Source organism: Kosakonia sp. CFBP8986 (assembly GCF_034044935.1).
In the GTDB taxonomy this organism is placed as follows: domain Bacteria; phylum Pseudomonadota; class Gammaproteobacteria; order Enterobacterales; family Enterobacteriaceae; genus Kosakonia; species Kosakonia cowanii.
Genome location: NZ_JAXCXB010000006.1, coordinates 64,453 through 79,062 on the forward strand (window position 1 = coordinate 64,453; position 14,610 = coordinate 79,062).

At 57.9% G+C, this 14,610-nt stretch carries 13 protein-coding genes; 8 read left to right on the forward strand and 5 right to left on the reverse strand.

Translation table 11 applies throughout. The annotated features are described in order from the left end of the window. Positions 1-251: 251 nt before the first annotated feature. Entirely contained in the window at positions 252-1,022 is a 771-nt protein-coding gene (locus tag SOM48_RS15145) for an amidohydrolase (RefSeq protein ID WP_320512253.1), read from the reverse strand. Between the two features lie 109 nt (positions 1,023-1,131). Beyond that, entirely contained in the window at positions 1,132-3,579 is a 2,448-nt protein-coding gene (gene fadE / locus SOM48_RS15150; protein WP_288883450.1) for an acyl-CoA dehydrogenase FadE, read from the reverse strand. Positions 3,580-3,816: 237 nt separating this feature from the next. Here fadE and lpcA point away from each other — a divergent pair, with 237 nt between their 5' ends. After that, positions 3,817-4,398 (forward strand): D-sedoheptulose 7-phosphate isomerase, encoded by a 582-nt coding sequence (gene lpcA / locus SOM48_RS15155; RefSeq protein WP_023479022.1) that lies wholly within the window; start codon positions 3,817-3,819, stop codon positions 4,396-4,398. A gap of 140 nt (positions 4,399-4,538) precedes the next feature. Continuing rightward, on the forward strand, positions 4,539-5,306 hold the full coding sequence (locus SOM48_RS15160) for a class II glutamine amidotransferase (RefSeq protein ID WP_023478998.1): 768 nt from the start codon (positions 4,539-4,541) through the stop codon (positions 5,304-5,306). Here the strand turns inward: SOM48_RS15160 and dpaA are convergent. Continuing rightward, a complete protein-coding gene (dpaA, locus tag SOM48_RS15165) occupies positions 5,277-6,014 on the reverse strand; it encodes a peptidoglycan meso-diaminopimelic acid protein amidase (RefSeq protein ID WP_023479016.1) in 738 nt (245 codons plus the stop codon). The two genes, SOM48_RS15160 and dpaA, sit on opposite strands and share 30 nt — an antisense overlap. Before the next feature lie 350 nt (positions 6,015-6,364). On the opposite strand from dpaA, the gene dinB reads away from it, so the two are divergent. The 3 genes from dinB (at position 6,365) to prfH (ending at position 9,378) form a co-directional block, all read left to right on the forward strand. Beyond that, positions 6,365-7,420 (forward strand): DNA polymerase IV, encoded by a 1,056-nt coding sequence (dinB, locus tag SOM48_RS15170; RefSeq protein WP_139965590.1) that lies wholly within the window; start codon positions 6,365-6,367, stop codon positions 7,418-7,420. Positions 7,421-7,627: 207 nt separating this feature from the next. After that, a complete protein-coding gene (locus SOM48_RS15175; RefSeq protein WP_139568360.1) occupies positions 7,628-8,767 on the forward strand; it encodes an RNA ligase RtcB family protein in 1,140 nt (379 codons plus the stop codon). Next, positions 8,764-9,378 carry a peptide chain release factor H gene (prfH, locus tag SOM48_RS15180; RefSeq protein ID WP_289746563.1) on the forward strand — a complete coding sequence of 205 codons (615 nt, stop codon included), beginning with the start codon at positions 8,764-8,766 and terminating at the stop codon, positions 9,376-9,378. Before SOM48_RS15175 ends, prfH begins: the two co-directional genes overlap by 4 nt. Before the next feature lie 41 nt (positions 9,379-9,419). On the opposite strand, the gene pepD is transcribed toward prfH, so the two are convergent. Beyond that, entirely contained in the window at positions 9,420-10,877 is a 1,458-nt protein-coding gene (gene pepD / locus SOM48_RS15185; RefSeq protein WP_313276323.1) for a cytosol nonspecific dipeptidase, read from the reverse strand. A gap of 256 nt (positions 10,878-11,133) precedes the next feature. Here pepD and gpt point away from each other — a divergent pair, with 256 nt between their 5' ends. The 3 genes from gpt to crl all read left to right on the forward strand — a co-directional run bounded on the left by gpt (position 11,134) and on the right by crl (position 13,393). Beyond that, positions 11,134-11,592 (forward strand): xanthine phosphoribosyltransferase, encoded by a 459-nt coding sequence (gene gpt, locus SOM48_RS15190; RefSeq protein WP_023478997.1) that lies wholly within the window; start codon positions 11,134-11,136, stop codon positions 11,590-11,592. A 100-nt stretch (positions 11,593-11,692) separates the two neighbouring features. Then, on the forward strand, positions 11,693-12,937 hold the full coding sequence (frsA, locus tag SOM48_RS15195) for an esterase FrsA (RefSeq protein ID WP_128483579.1): 1,245 nt from the start codon (positions 11,693-11,695) through the stop codon (positions 12,935-12,937). Positions 12,938-12,994: 57 nt separating this feature from the next. Continuing rightward, on the forward strand, positions 12,995-13,393 hold the full coding sequence (crl, locus tag SOM48_RS15200; RefSeq protein ID WP_023479000.1) for a sigma factor-binding protein Crl: 399 nt from the start codon (positions 12,995-12,997) through the stop codon (positions 13,391-13,393). A gap of 134 nt (positions 13,394-13,527) precedes the next feature. On the opposite strand, the gene phoE is transcribed toward crl, so the two are convergent. After that, positions 13,528-14,601, reverse strand: coding sequence for a phosphoporin PhoE (gene phoE / locus SOM48_RS15205; protein ID WP_023478988.1), 1,074 nt, complete (start codon positions 14,599-14,601; stop codon positions 13,528-13,530). Positions 14,602-14,610: the final 9 nt, after the last annotated feature.

Below are 14,610 nucleotides of genomic sequence, written 5' to 3' on the forward strand. Positions count from 1 at the left end.
GGAACGAGTCCCTGTCTCGGTTCGCCTCTGTCCGCCATCCATGGCGTCCAGACCTTGTCATTCACGCTTCGGTTCGCCGATTTCAGCGGGGACACAACCCCATCGCTGTGAGACCGCAGATAAAAGCAAAAACGGTGTCGCTGGAACTGCGTTTTGGTAGGCCGGATAAGGCGTAGCCGCCATCCGGCAATCGGTGCCGCGGCGATATTGCCGGATGGCGCGTAAACGCTTATCCGGCCTACGGGAGGGCATCACTTTAAGGTAAAGGGATCGGCGTCCTGCCAGGCGGGGAACTGGGTGCGGTACTCTTTCAGCGCGGTGAGTGACATCTCGGCGTCAATGCGCGTTGCCAGGTGCGCGTCGGCGCTGGCGACGATCTCCCCTTGCGGGCTAATCACCCGGCTGTCGCCGCGATAGTGGTGACCATTCCCGTCGCTGCCAACGCGGTTACAGCCTGCCACCCAGGCCTGGTTCTCAATTGCGCGGGCCAGCAGCAGCGACTGCCAGTGCAGGGAGCGCGGCGCAGGCCAGTTAGCGACATAGAGCAGCAGATCGTACTCATCGCGGTTGCGCGACCAGACCGGAAAACGCAGGTCATAGCAGACCAGCGGCATAATGCGCCAACCGCGCCACTCGAATATCACGCGCGTCTCACCCGGCTGATAGTGGTGGTGCTCATCCGCCATGCGGAACAGATGGCGCTTATCGTAAAAATGCACCTCGCCCTGCGGCTCGACCAGCAAAAAGCGGTTCACCGCCCCGCGATCCGTTTGCAGCGCCGCGCTGCCAGCGATCAGCGCATTAGTCTGCCGCGCCTTGTCGCGCATCCAGCTCACCACCTCTTCCTGCGATAACGACCGCGTGGCGGCTTCCATCGCAAAGCCGGTGGTGAACATCTCCGGCAGGACAATCACATCGCGCCCGCTAATCCCTTCCAGTTGCACATCAAAATGGCGCAGGTTCGCCGGGCTATCCATCCACGCCAGCGGTTGTTGTAACAGCGTAATTTTTAATCCAGGCACAATCGCGACTCTCCATCAGACAGCATCGGCACACTGTAGCACGCCAAAAAACGAAAAAAACCCGCAGGGTTGCGGGTTTTGTCGAAGGAGGAGGGGAGCCGTCAGGCGCTTAGGCGGCTTCCGGCTTGCGCAGCTTTTCCGGCGTGTGGATCACCGGTTGTGTCGCCAGCGCATCCGGCTCAAAGTCATCGACGTTGATGGTGCGCAGACGGCTCGCTTCCGCTTTAATCAGCAGCGCCGCTTCATCCTGGTTAATCAGCCCGCTTGCCAGCGCCTGGTTAGCCAGATCGTCCAGACGGGTAAACGGCAGGTTTTTACCCAGCGATTTACAGATGCGCTGATGGATCGGGTCGGCGGCCATGACATCAACCAGCGCCTCTTCCAGCAGCCCGACCGGGTTGTGCTCGCTCGGGGTCAGGTATTGACCGCGACCGATGCGTGAACGGGTAGCATTTGGCGTTTGCAGGATCTTCGCCACTTTATGATCAAGCCTGTCGGACGGCGCACGGTAGTGGCGGCCGGTCGGGAAGATGACAAAGCTCATCATGCCCGCGACGAAACGGTTCGGGAAGTTCTCCAGCAGGTCGACCATCGCTTGCTCAGCCTGATAGAGCGCATCCTGCACGCCCCAGTGCACCAGCGGCAGATCTGCTTCCTGGCGACCTTCATCGTCGTAGCGCTTCAGCACCGCCGAGGCGAGGAACAGCTGGCTTAACACATCACCCAGACGAGCGGAGATGCGTTCGCGGCGTTTCAGGCTACCGCCGAGCACTGCCATTGAGATATCCGACAGCAGCGCCAGGTTGGCACTCAGGCGGTTCAGGTGTTGGTAGTAACGCTTAGTGGCATCCCCGGTCGGTGAGGCGCTGGTTAAACCGCGCGTCAGGCCGAGCCACAGGCTGCGCATCTCATTACTGCCGACATGGCCGATATGTTTAAACAGCAGCTTATCGAACGCATCAACGTCGTTGTTCTGCGCGGCGGCCATCTCTTCCAGCACATACGGATGGCAGCGAATTGCCCCCTGACCGAAGATCATCATCGTACGGGTGAGGATGTTAGCGCCCTCAACGGTGATGGCGATCGGCGCGCCCTGGTAAGCACGGGCGAGGAAGTTGCCTTCGCCGAGCATAATGCCTTTACCGCCGGCAATATCCATCGCATCGATGATTGCCTGCTGACCACGGTGGGTACAGTGATATTTCACAATCGCCGACAGCACCGCCGGTTTTTCGCCGAGCATAATGCCGTAGGTGATCAGCGACGCCGCGGCGTCCATCACATAGGCGTTACCGGCAATACGCGCCAACGGCTCTTCGATACCTTCCATCTTGCCAATCGCCACTTTGAACTGACGGCGAATGTGGGCGTAAGCACCAATGCCCAGCGCGACCGATTTCACGCCGCCCGTCGAGTTGGAGGGCAGGGTAATGCCGCGGCCAACGGAGAGACACTCCACCAGCATACGCCAGCCCTGACCGGCCATTTTCGGGCCGCCGATGATGTAATCAATCGGTACAAAGATATCTTTCCCGCGCGTCGGGCCGTTCTGGAACGGAACGTTAAGCGGGAAGTGACGACGACCAATCTCCACGCCCGGCGTCGAGGTCGGGATCAGCGCACAGGTAATGCCCAGCTCTTCCGCGCCGCCCAGCAGTTTGTCCGGGTCGGAGAGTTTAAACGCCAGGCCAAGCACGGTGGCAATCGGCGCCAGCGTAATGTAGCGCTTGTTCCAGGTAAGACGCATGCCGAGCACCTGCTCGCCCTGCCACTCGCCCATGCAGACCACGCCGGTATCCGGAATGGCACCCGCATCGGAACCCGCTTCCGGGCTGGTCAGCGCAAAGCAGGGAATCTCTTGCCCACGCGCCAGGCGTGGCAGGTAGTGATCTTTCTGCTCCTGCGTGCCGTAGTGTTGCAGCAGTTCGCCCGGACCTAAGGAGTTAGGCACGCCGACGGTGATCGACAGAATGCCGGAGACGCCGGAGAGTTTTTGCAGCACGCGAGATTGCGCGTAAGCAGAGAACTCCAGCCCGCCGTACTCTTTTTTGATGATCATCGCGAAGAAGCGGTGCTCTTTAAGATAGGCCCACAGCTCCGGCGGCAGATCGGCCATCTCATGGGTGATCTGGAAGTCGTTCGCCATGCGGCACGCTTCTTCAACCGGGCCGTCGATAAAGGCCTGCTCTTCTGCGGTCAGGCGCGGCTGCGGGTAGTTGTGCAGCTTTTTCCAGTCCGGGTTACCGCGAAATAGATCGCCTTCCCACCAGGTGGTGCCAGCGTCGATGGCCTCTTTTTCCGTGCGCGACATCGGCGGCATCACTTTGCGGAAACCGCGGAACACCGGCGCGGAGATAAAGGATTTACGCATCGGCGTGAAGTTCAACGGCAGGAGGATAAGCGCCACCGGCACCAGCATCCAGAGAGACCAGATGCCCGCCAGCCCAAGGGCTGCGGTCCATGCCAGCAGGATCACGCTGCTGAGCAGCAGATTAACGCGGTGATAGAAGAGCACACCGAGCAGAACGAGCGTTGCGACAATACTCAAAATCATCATAACGAAAAGCTCCCTTCTTGTAGGAGGTCTGACCACTTGTGATGTATTGTTTGTAGTGGATGTCATTTCTTTTAGCAATGTGTTTACAAAATAATTACAACCTGGTTCACATTGTTGAGGTCGTTTTGCGCACGGAAAATGAAAACGGCGGCGGGAGCGGCGGCTTTAGCTTCTCGGCTGAAAGCCTATCCGGTACACTGCGCAGTGTTATTTACATTTATGCTGAAGGATATCCTCATGTACCAGGATCTTATTCGTAACGAACTGAACGAAGCGGCGGAAACGCTGGCGAATTTCTTGAAAGATGAAGCCAATATTCACGCTATTCAGCGCGCGGCGGTGCTGCTGGCCGACAGCTTTAAAGCGGGTGGCAAAGTGTTGTCCTGCGGTAACGGCGGCTCGCACTGCGACGCGATGCACTTTGCGGAGGAGTTAACCGGGCGCTACCGTGAAAACCGTCCTGGCTACCCGGCGATCGCCATCTCTGATGTCAGCCATATCTCCTGCGTCAGCAACGACTTCGGTTACGACTATGTATTCTCCCGCTATGTGGAAGCCGTTGGCCGTGAGGGCGACGTGCTGCTGGGGATCTCCACCTCCGGTAACTCTGGCAACGTGATCAAAGCGATTGCCGCGGCGCGTGAGAAGGGGATGAAAGTGATCACCCTGACCGGTAAAGATGGCGGCAAAATGGCCGGCACCGCGGATATCGAAATTCGCGTTCCGCACTTTGGCTATGCCGATCGCATTCAGGAGATCCATATCAAAGTGATCCATATCCTGATTCAGCTGATCGAAAAAGAGATGGTTAAGGCGTAAAGCAGGCTTTTTATTTGCCCTGTTCAGCCTGGGCAGTGCTCAACGTTCCTGCGTCTGGCGCAGGTCATCGCGGCGCTGCCCGTGTCTGACGGGCGGCAACAATAACGCCTTCTCAGATTGAGGCGGTTGTGGAGGTGACTATGTGCGAACTGCTCGGGATGAGCGCTAATGTGCCGACCGATATCTGCTTTAGTTTTACCGGTCTCGTCCAGCGCGGCGGGGGAACCGGGCCGCATAAAGATGGCTGGGGTATCACCTTCTACGAAGGCAAAGGCTGTCGCACCTTCAAAGATCCGCAACCAAGCTACAACTCGCCCGTCGCTAAGCTGGTGCAGGAGTACCCGATTAAATCCTGCTCGGTGATTGCCCATATTCGCCAGGCGAACCGCGGCGAAGTGGCGCTGGAAAATACCCATCCCTTTACCCGTGAACTGTGGGGCCGCAACTGGACCTATGCCCACAACGGTCAGTTAACGGGCTATAAATCTTTGCAGACCGGCAACTTCCGCCCGGTGGGTGAAACGGACAGCGAAAAAGCTTTCTGCTGGATGCTGCACAAGCTGACGCAGCGCTACCCGCGCACGCCGGGCAATATGGGGGCGGTGTTTAAGTATATTGCGACGCTGGCGCTGGAACTGCGTGAGAAGGGCGTGTTCAATATGCTGCTGTCGGACGGGCGCTATGTGATGGCGTTCTGCTCCACCAATCTCTTCTGCATTACCCGGCGCGCGCCGTTTGGCGTGGCGAAGCTGCTGGATCAGGATGTGGAGATTGATTTTCAGCGTGAGACCACACCGAATGATGTGGTCACCGTGATTGCGACGCAGCCGTTAACGGCAAACGAAACCTGGCACAAGATTATGCCAGGCGAGTGGGCGTTATTTTGCCTCGGTGAGCGTATAGTTTGACGCCAGCTGCGGCTGCACGGAGGTAGCCAGCGGCTTGCTGACCACATAGCGTCCATCCACGACGGCGACAATCGGCGGCTGGTGGGTGGCCGCGAAGTAGTCATACCCCGGCTTCAACTGCTTCCAGAAATCCGCGTAGGTCGAATATTTGTGACGCTGCATGTTCGCATCGGTCATGCGGAACGGATAGATGTTCACCTGCACGCTCGGCTGGCCGAAAATCAGCGCCGCGGTAACAAACTGGAAGATCTCATCAATGCCGGTATCCGTCATGGCGTAGCAGCCGATGGAGACGCAGGCACCGTGAATCATCAGGTATTTGCCTTCATAACCGTGGGCGCGGTCAAAGTTGTTCGGAAAGCCAATATTGATCGCCTTATAGAAACGGCTGTCCGGCTTCAGCTGGCTGCGCTGTACCGAATAGAACCCCTCCGGGCTTTTAAAATCGCCCTGACGGCGTTTAGGCCCAAGGCCGCCGGAGTAGTTGCAGATTTTATAGCTGTCGAGCAGCTGATACTGTTCGCCCATCTTGACGTAGAGATCAAGGGTGCGCTCTTCTTTGAAGATCTGAATATAGACCGGTGACCCCATCAACTGCTGTTTAAAATCTTTGCTTACCGGCTTAGTGGCACTGTTGCTGCCAACCAGGCCAGCAAAGGAGACGCACGGGATCAGAAGCATCGCAATGAACAATGCGATTTTGCGCATACAACGTGTTTCCTTGATAAAACGGATACGACTTTGCCAGAACGGCAAAAGATGCCCAGAATTCGGACAATTCTGTTTTGAGCGCTAACCTTAGCACTCCGACATTTTTTCGCAAGCCCCGAATAGCGGTGATTCCGCGCCCGTCGATCCTGTTGATTGTCTTTTCGCCATCGCACAAAAAGTGTTCTGTTTTGCCTTTCAACCACCTGCGCAATTTGACGACGGCTATTATGAAAGTAAATGCTGAGAATTAAACAGCAGATTGCCCTCTTTTCGGCGGTTTCTCGGCTGGCTTCTCATTTCGCTGGAACGTGCTGTATACTTATCCAGTGTTCTGTGAGGGTGTACGCATGCGCAAAATCATACATGTCGATATGGACTGCTTTTTCGCGGCGGTAGAGATGCGCGACAACCCGGCCCTGCGCGACATTCCGATTGCCATTGGCGGCAGCCGCGTGCAGCGCGGCGTCATCAGCACCGCCAACTACCCGGCGCGAAAATATGGCGTGCGCAGCGCGATGCCAACCGGGATGGCGCTGAAACTCTGCCCGCACCTCACGCTGTTACCCGGCCGTTTCGACGCCTATAAAGAAGCCTCCCGCCAGATCCGCGACATCTTCTCGCGTTACACCTCACTGATTGAACCCCTGTCGCTGGATGAAGCCTATCTTGATGTTACCGACAGTCCGCACTGCTACGGCTCTGCAACGCTGATGGCGCAGGAGATCCGCCAGACCATCTTTAATGAGACGCAGCTTACCGCCTCGGCGGGCATCGCGCCGGTGAAGTTCCTCGCTAAAATCGCCTCCGATCTCAACAAGCCCGACGGGCAATATGTGATCACCCCGGCGGAAGTGCCGGCCTTTCTGCGTACGCTGCCGCTGAGCAAAATCCCCGGCGTTGGTAAAGTCTCAGCGGCCAAGCTGGAGACCCTTGGGCTGCGCACATGTGAGGATGTGCAGAGGAGCGATCTCGCCATGCTGCTTAAGCGGTTTGGCAAGTTTGGCCGCGTATTATGGGAGCGCAGCCAGGGGATCGATGAGCGGGAGATCAGCAGCGAGCGGCTGCGAAAATCGGTCGGCGTCGAGCGCACGCTGGTGGAGGATATTCATCAGTGGGAGGAGTGCGAAGCGATTATCGAGCGGCTCTACCCGGAGCTTGAGCGGCGGCTTTCGGTGGTAAAACCGGATCTGCGCATCGCCCGCCAGGGAGTGAAACTGAAGTTCAACGACTTTCAGCAGACCACCCAGGAGCATGTCTGGCCGTGTCTGAATAAAGAGGATCTGCTCGCCACTGCGCGTCAGGCATGGGATGAGCGACGCGGCGGGCGCGGCGTCCGTCTTGTTGGTCTGCATGTCACACTGCTCGACCCGCAGCTTGAGCGCCAGCTGTTGCTCGGGTTGTAACCCTACCAGAATTTGCGGTGGTAATTTCCCGCCCGCTTCTTTATTATCCCCGGCGTTTATTCATTCCCTATTAACTGCAAAGGAGGTTCACCATGACACACCATGCCCTGATTTCTCTTTGCAGACCTCTCCAGGCTTAATTCTTCAAAAACTTGCCCCTGGTTTCGTCTGCCAATTCCTTTTATTTCTCTACATATGGATTGGTATATGGGCAACTCTGTTTGTCATATCTCAGACGCGATCTCCTATATTGCGTCGGAAAACCTGTGGATCGAAGGTTCAGCGATCCAACAATTACACACCACTGCGGCACTGCCGGGTATGACGCGCGTCGTCGGCATGCCGGATCTTCACCCCGGCCGCGGCTACCCGATTGGCGCGGCCTTTTTCTCCACCGGGCGTTTCTACCCGGCGCTGGTCGGGAACGATATCGGCTGCGGCATGGCGCTGTGGCAGACCGACCTGGTACGGCGCAAATATAACGCCGATAAGGTCGAAAAACGCCTCAGCGCGCTGGGCGATAGCGCCTCTGCCGACTGGCTGGATGAAGCGGTGCCGGATGCGTGGCAAAACCACCCCTGGCGCGCCGCGCTGGGATCGATTGGCGGCGGCAACCACTTTGCCGAGCTGCAACAGGTCGATAGCGTGAGCGATGCGGCGCTGTTCGCGCAAAGCGGCCTCGATGAGCAGCGCCTGCTGTTACTGGCCCACAGCGGTTCACGCGGGCTGGGGCAGCAGATTTTGCGCCGCCACGTCGACGCCTTCTCGCACGCCGGGCTGGTGGAGGGGAGCGACGCGGCTCGCCACTATCTTGCCGAGCACGATGACGCGCTCAACTTTGCCCGCATCAACCGGGCGCTGATTGCGCGGCGCATTCTCGATCATCTCAATGCCGATGGCGAAGCGCTGCTCGATGTGGCGCATAACTTCGTCGAAGCCTGCACCGTGGGCGGTGAAGCCGGTTGGCTGCATCGCAAAGGGGCGACGCCGGACGGGCAGGGCCTGGTAGTGATCCCCGGTTCACGCGGCGATCACAGCTGGCTGGTAATGCCGAAAGTGAGCGAGGTGAGCCTCTATTCGCTGGCGCACGGCGCGGGACGCAAATGGATGCGCACCGAGTGCAAAGGGCGCTTGTCCGGGAAATTCACCCCGGCGCAACTGGCGCGCACACCGCTCGGCAGCCGGGTGATTTGCCGCGATCGTCAGCTGATCTATGAAGAAGCGCCGCAGGCGTATAAGTCCGTCGAGAGCGTGCTTGAGTGCCTGGTCGATGCCGATTTAGTGACGCCGGTTGCGCGCTTGCGTCCGGTGTTAACCCTGAAAGTGAGCGGAGGGGCGGGCGAATGAGACTGTTGCAACTCTCCTCCGCGCAGGGGCCTGATGAGTGCTGCCTGGCAGTGGGTAAAGCGTTAGCGCAGCTGATGGAAGAGGCTGAGGCGCAAAAGGTGTCGCTGGCGGTGATCGAAACGGAAGCGGCGCGCCAGCCGGGCGCCTACCGCTCGGTGCTGGTCTCACTCGATGGCGAAAATGCGCAGGCGCTGAGTGCGCGCTGGTGCGGCACGGTGCAGTGGATCTGCCCGAGCCCCTATCGCGCCAATCATGCACGGAAGAACTGGTTTATCGGCGTGGCGGAGTTTATTCCGCAGGCGGCGTTGCAGGATAGCGCGATTCGTTTTGAGACGCTGCGCTCATCCGGGCCGGGCGGCCAGCACGTGAATAAAACCGATTCCGCCGTGCGCGCCACGCATATTGCCACCGGTATTAGCGTAAAAGTGCAGTCGGAGCGCAGCCAGCATGCAAATAAGCGGCTGGCGATGCTGCTGATTTCACACCGGCTGGAGCAGGCGCAGGATGACGAGCGCGCGGCGCTTAAGTCGGAACGCAGGCTGTTTCATCATCAGATAGAACGCGGCAACCCGGTGCGCACCTTTAAGGGGCCAGGGTTTAAGGCGCAGTAAAGGAAGGAAAATGTCCGCGCCGGGCGGCGCGGACAGCAGGCTTATTTAGCCGGGATAGATTTCAGCAGTTCGGTCAGCAGGGTCCAGTAGTGGCCCACGCTTTCGATATGCACTTGCTCATCCGGCGAGTGCGGGCCGGTAATGGTCGGCCCAATCGACACCATATCCATCTCCGGATAGGGCTTTTTGAACAGACCACACTCCAGACCGGCGTGGATAATCTGAATGTTCGGCATCTTGTTGAACAGACGCTGATAGGTTTCACGCACCAGCGCCATCACCGGCGACTGGGCATCCGGCTGCCAGCCCGGGTAGCCGCCCTTCGGCGCAGTTTTCGCACCGGCCAGCGCACCCAGCGATTCCAGCATGCTTACCACGTAATCTTTACCGCTATCGATCAGCGAGCGGATCAGGCAGATGATCTCCGCGCTCTCATCCTGCAACGTGACCACGCCGACGTTCAGCGAGGTTTCCACCACGCCTTTGGCGACGTCGGAGTTGCGGATCACGCCGTTCGGCGTGGCGTTCAGCAGGCGAACAAAGGCATCGCGCGACAGCGCGGTCAGCGCCGCTTTGTCGCTGCTTACGCTATCGACCAGCACCACCAGATTCTTCTCTTTCGCTTCCAGCTCGTTTTTCAGGATCGCCTGGTACTCATCCGCCAGGGTTTTCAGCTGTGCGGCTTTATCCGCCGGCAGGGCGATCACGGCGAACGCTTCGCGCGGAATGGCGTTACGCAGCGTACCGCCGGTGAAGTCGAGCAGACGCAGATCCAGCTCAGCAGCATGAGCCGCCAGGAAGCGCGCCAGCAGTTTGTTGGCGTTGCCCAGACCTAAATGGATATCGGCGCCGGAGTGGCCGCCTTTCAGCCCTTTCAGCGTCAGTTTGACGGTTTCAAAACCGGCAGGCACCGCTTCGCGGGTCAGGGGCAGGGTAGTGATGAAATCGATACCGCCCGCGCAGCCCATATAGATCTCACCCTCTTCTTCAGAGTCGGTGTTGATCAGGATATCCGCCTGCAGCCAGTTCGCCTGTAAGCCGAATGCGCCATCCATGCCCGCTTCTTCAGTCATGGTCAGCAGCACTTCCAGCGGGCCATGTTGCACGGTGGAGTCTGCCAGCACCGCCAGCGCAGAGGCCATACCGATGCCGTTATCCGCGCCAAGCGTGGTGCCGCGCGCTTTTACCCACTCGCCGTCAACATAGGGACGAATCGGGTCTTTGGTGAAGTCGTGTTCTGTGTCGTTGTTCTTCTGCGGCACCATATCGAGGTGCGCCTGCAGCACGACCGGCTTGCGGTTTTCCATCCCGGCGGTGGCCGGTTTGCGGATCAGGATATTGCCCACCTGGTCGCGCTCTGCGTGCAGGCCTTGCTCTTTCGCCCAGCCCATAATGTGTTCGGCGAGCTGTTCTTCATGGTAAGAGGGGTGCGGAATAGAGCAGATTTTGGCAAAAATATCCCACAGCGGCTGCGGAGATAGTTGAGACAGTTCAGACACGATGAGTCTCCTTAAAAGCGCCTGCGAACAGGTTGCGTGCAGGTCGCGGGTTAGATAAACGAATCGCAAGACCCTCTTGCGAGATGCGGTTGAGAATACCACTTTATGGCGACAGCGCGAGCACGGGATTGGGGAAAAAGCGGCGGCGATGCCGGGTAACACTGGTTTTTAGCGCGTCAGATCTCTATAATCTCGCGCAACCTATTTCCCCCTCGAACACTTTTTAAGCCGTAAAACACAGGCTGGGACACTTCACATGAGCGAAAAATACGTCGTCACCTGGGACATGTTGCAGATACACGCCCGCAAACTTGCTGCCCGTTTAATGCCTTCAGAACAGTGGAAAGGCATTATCGCCGTAAGCCGTGGCGGTCTGGTTCCAGGCGCGCTGCTGGCGCGTGAACTGGGTATTCGTCATGTCGATACCGTTTGTATCTCCAGCTATGACCACGACAACCAGCGTGAACTGAAAGTACTGAAGCGCGCGGAAGGCGACGGCGAAGGCTTTATCGTGATTGACGATCTGGTGGATACCGGCGGTACCGCCGTAGCGATCCGCGAAATGTACCCGAAAGCACATTTTGTCACTATCTTCGCCAAGCCGGCCGGTCGCCCGCTGGTGAACGATTATGTGATTGATATCCCGCAGGATACCTGGATTGAGCAGCCGTGGGATATGGGCGTAGCCTTCGTTCCGCCAATCAGCGGCCGTTAATCCCCCCTGTTGTACACACGCCCGGTTCTGCCGGGCGTTGTTCTTTTTGGCGCGTCACGGGTTACAATGCCCTCCGGTGAATTTTAAGGAGCTGCGCGCCATGCCCCAGTCAAATCTTAGCGAAACGCTGTTCAAACCCCGCTTTAAATACCCTGAGACCTCGACGCTGGTGCGCCGCTTTAACCCTGGCGTGCAGCCGCCCGTGCAGTCCGCGCTGGATGGCAAAAACGTGCCGCAGTGGTACCGGATGATCAACCGGCTGATGTGGATCTGGCGCGGCATCGACGCGCGCGAGATCCTCGAAGTGCAGGCGCGCATAGTGATGAGCCAGGCCGAGCGCACCGACGCGGAACTGCTCGATACGGTGGTAGGCTACCGCAACGGCAACTGGATCTACGAATGGTCCGCGCAGGCGATGAGCTGGCAGCAAAAAGCGATGCAGGAGACGGACAGTGCGCTGAGCGGCCGCCACTGGCTGCACGCCTCTAACCTCTATAGCATCGCCGCCTATCCGCACATCAAAGGCGATAGCCTGGCCGAGCAGGCGCAGGCGCTGGCCAACCGCGCCTATGAAGAGGCCGCACAGCGCCTGCCGGGCAGCATTAAAGAGCTGGAGTTCGCCATTCCCGGCGGCGCGCCGGTCACCGGCTTTCTGCATATGCCGGAAGGCGAAGGCCCCTTCCCGACGGTGCTGATGTGCGGCGGGCTGGATGGCCTGCAGATCGATTACTACACCCTTTATGAGCGCTACCTGGCCCCGAAAGGCATTGCCATGCTGACGCTCGATATGCCCTCGGTGGGCTTCTCCAGCAAATGGAAGCTGACCCAGGACTCCAGCCTGCTGCATCAGCATGCGCTCCAGGCATTGCCCAACATTCCGTGGATTGACCACACCCGCGTGGCGGCATTTGGTTTCCGCTTTGGTGCCAACGTGGCGGTGCGGCTGGCCTATCTTGAAGCGTCGCGCCTGAAAGCGGTGGCCTGCCTCGGGCCGGTGGTGCATTCCCTGCTTAGCGAGCCGCTGCGCCAGGGCGATGTGCCGGAGATGTATCTGGACGTGCTCGCCAGCCGTTTAGGCATGCATGACGCTTCCGATGAGGCGCTGCGCGTTGAACTTAACCGCTATTCATTAAAAACGCAGGGGTTGCTGGGCCGCCGCTGCCCGACGCCGATGCTCTCCGGTTTCTGGCAAAACGATCCCTTCAGCCCGGAGGCGGAGTCGCGCTTAATCACCTCTTCATCCAGTAATGGAAAGCTGCTCGACATCCCGTTTAACCCGGTTTATCGCAATTTTGACGCTGCGCTCAGGAAGATTGTTGACTGGATCAACCATCAGTTCGGTTAATACTTTGAGAATTTCCATTGATTTGGTAAAACAGTTGCATCACAAAAGGAGATCGCAATGACGTTACCAAGTGGACATCCGAGAAGCAGGTTGATTAAAAAGTTTACTGCGCTAGGACCTTATATCCGCGAAGAGCAGTGCGAAGAAAACCGTTTTTTCTTTGATTGCCTGGCAGTTTGCGTGAATGTGAAACCCGCGCCGGAAAAACGCGAGTTTTGGGGATGGTGGATGGAAATGGAAGCGCAGGAGAAGCGCTTTACCTATCGCTACCACTTTGGGCTCTTCGACAAAGAGGGGCACTGGAAACCCACCGCCATTAAAGACCAGGAAGTGGTCGACCGTCTGGAAAAAACGCTGCGCGACTTCCACGAGCGCGCGCGTACGCTGTTAGCCTCCCTTGAGCTGAAGCTTGAACCTGCCGATGACTTCAAAGAGAAGTTAAAACTCCCCGCATAACGCCCCCGATAAAAAATGCCCGGCTGCTCTTCGCACGCCGGGCATGAACAGGCACTGGCCTGCTTTCTCCCATCAGACGGGAAAAAAATGCCCTCAACCGAGGGCATTTCATATAACGAGGGTCACTACAGGGTTTAGAACTGGTAGGTCACGCCAACAGCAACGATGTCGTCGTCAGCAATGCCCAGTTTGTTGTCGTCTTTGATCTGGTTGATTTTGTAATCGACCATCGCCGAGAAGTTTTTGTTGAAGTAGTAGGTGGCGCCAACGTCGATGTAGTTCACCAGATCTTCGTCGCCGATACCGTTTTCCATATCTTTGCCTTTGGTCAGCACGTAGCCCACGGACGGACGCAGGCCGAAGTCGAACTGGTACTGCGCGACGGCTTCAAAGTTCTGTGCTTTGTTGGCAAAGCCCAGCGAAGAGGAGACCGGCGTCATGTTGTATGACACGGAGTAGAAGGTCGCCAGGTAGACGTTGTTAGCATCATATTTCACGCCGGTTGCCCAGGCTTCGGCATTCTGACCACGGCCCAGCGCCAGCGCGGTGTTCTGCGCGTTAGTACGGTCAGAGTTGGCGTAAGCACCAATAATCGTGACCGGGCTGCCGCCGAAATCGTAGGCCAGAGAGGTGCCCCAGCCGTCGCCGTTCTGCTTGATGATGCTGTTACGGCCGTTTTCGTTTTTACCCTGGTATTGCAGGGTCATGTCCAGGCCATCCACCATGCCAAAGAAGTCGGTGTTGCGGTAGGTCGCCACGCCAGTGGTGCGCTTGGTCATAAAGTTATCGGTACGGGCCAGCGAGTCGCCGCCGAACTCCGGGAACATATCGGTCACGGAGGCCACGTCGTAGAGCACGCCGAGGTTACGACCGTAATCGATAGAACCAAAATCTTTGATTTTCAGGCCGGCAAAGGCCAGACGGGTTTTCTGGCCCGAGGTAGTTTCGTCGTTGTTACCGGCGAATTCAGATTCCCAACGGCCGAAACCGGTCAACTGGTCGTTAATCTGGGTTTCACCTTTGAAGCCGAAACGCACGTAGGTTTTGTCACCGTCGTTGCTGTTGTCATCACTGAAGTAGTGCATGGCTTTCACTTTGCCGTACACGTCCAGTTTGTTGCCATTCTTGTTATAGACTTCCGCCGCGTGAACAGAAGAAGCCGATGCAACAACGCCCAGTACCATTAATGCCAGAGTGCTCTTTTTCATTTTGAATTC

What these genes read in the sequence shown, in the direction of transcription:
- fadE (WP_288883450.1), bottom strand. Translation starts at nt 3,579, where the DNA reads ATGATGATTTTGAGTATTGTCGCAACGCTCGTTCTGCTCGGTGTGCTC.
- lpcA (WP_023479022.1), top strand. Translation starts at nt 3,817, where the DNA reads ATGTACCAGGATCTTATTCGTAACGAACTGAACGAAGCGGCGGAAACG.
- SOM48_RS15160 (WP_023478998.1), top strand. Translation starts at nt 4,539, where the DNA reads ATGTGCGAACTGCTCGGGATGAGCGCTAATGTGCCGACCGATATCTGC.
- dpaA (WP_023479016.1), bottom strand. Translation starts at nt 6,014, where the DNA reads ATGCGCAAAATCGCATTGTTCATTGCGATGCTTCTGATCCCGTGCGTC.
- dinB (WP_139965590.1), top strand. Translation starts at nt 6,365, where the DNA reads ATGCGCAAAATCATACATGTCGATATGGACTGCTTTTTCGCGGCGGTA.
- SOM48_RS15175 (WP_139568360.1), top strand. Translation starts at nt 7,628, where the DNA reads ATGGGCAACTCTGTTTGTCATATCTCAGACGCGATCTCCTATATTGCG.
- prfH (WP_289746563.1), top strand. Translation starts at nt 8,764, where the DNA reads ATGAGACTGTTGCAACTCTCCTCCGCGCAGGGGCCTGATGAGTGCTGC.
- gpt (WP_023478997.1), top strand. Translation starts at nt 11,134, where the DNA reads ATGAGCGAAAAATACGTCGTCACCTGGGACATGTTGCAGATACACGCC.
- frsA (WP_128483579.1), top strand. Translation starts at nt 11,693, where the DNA reads ATGCCCCAGTCAAATCTTAGCGAAACGCTGTTCAAACCCCGCTTTAAA.
- crl (WP_023479000.1), top strand. Translation starts at nt 12,995, where the DNA reads ATGACGTTACCAAGTGGACATCCGAGAAGCAGGTTGATTAAAAAGTTT.
- phoE (WP_023478988.1), bottom strand. Translation starts at nt 14,601, where the DNA reads ATGAAAAAGAGCACTCTGGCATTAATGGTACTGGGCGTTGTTGCATCG.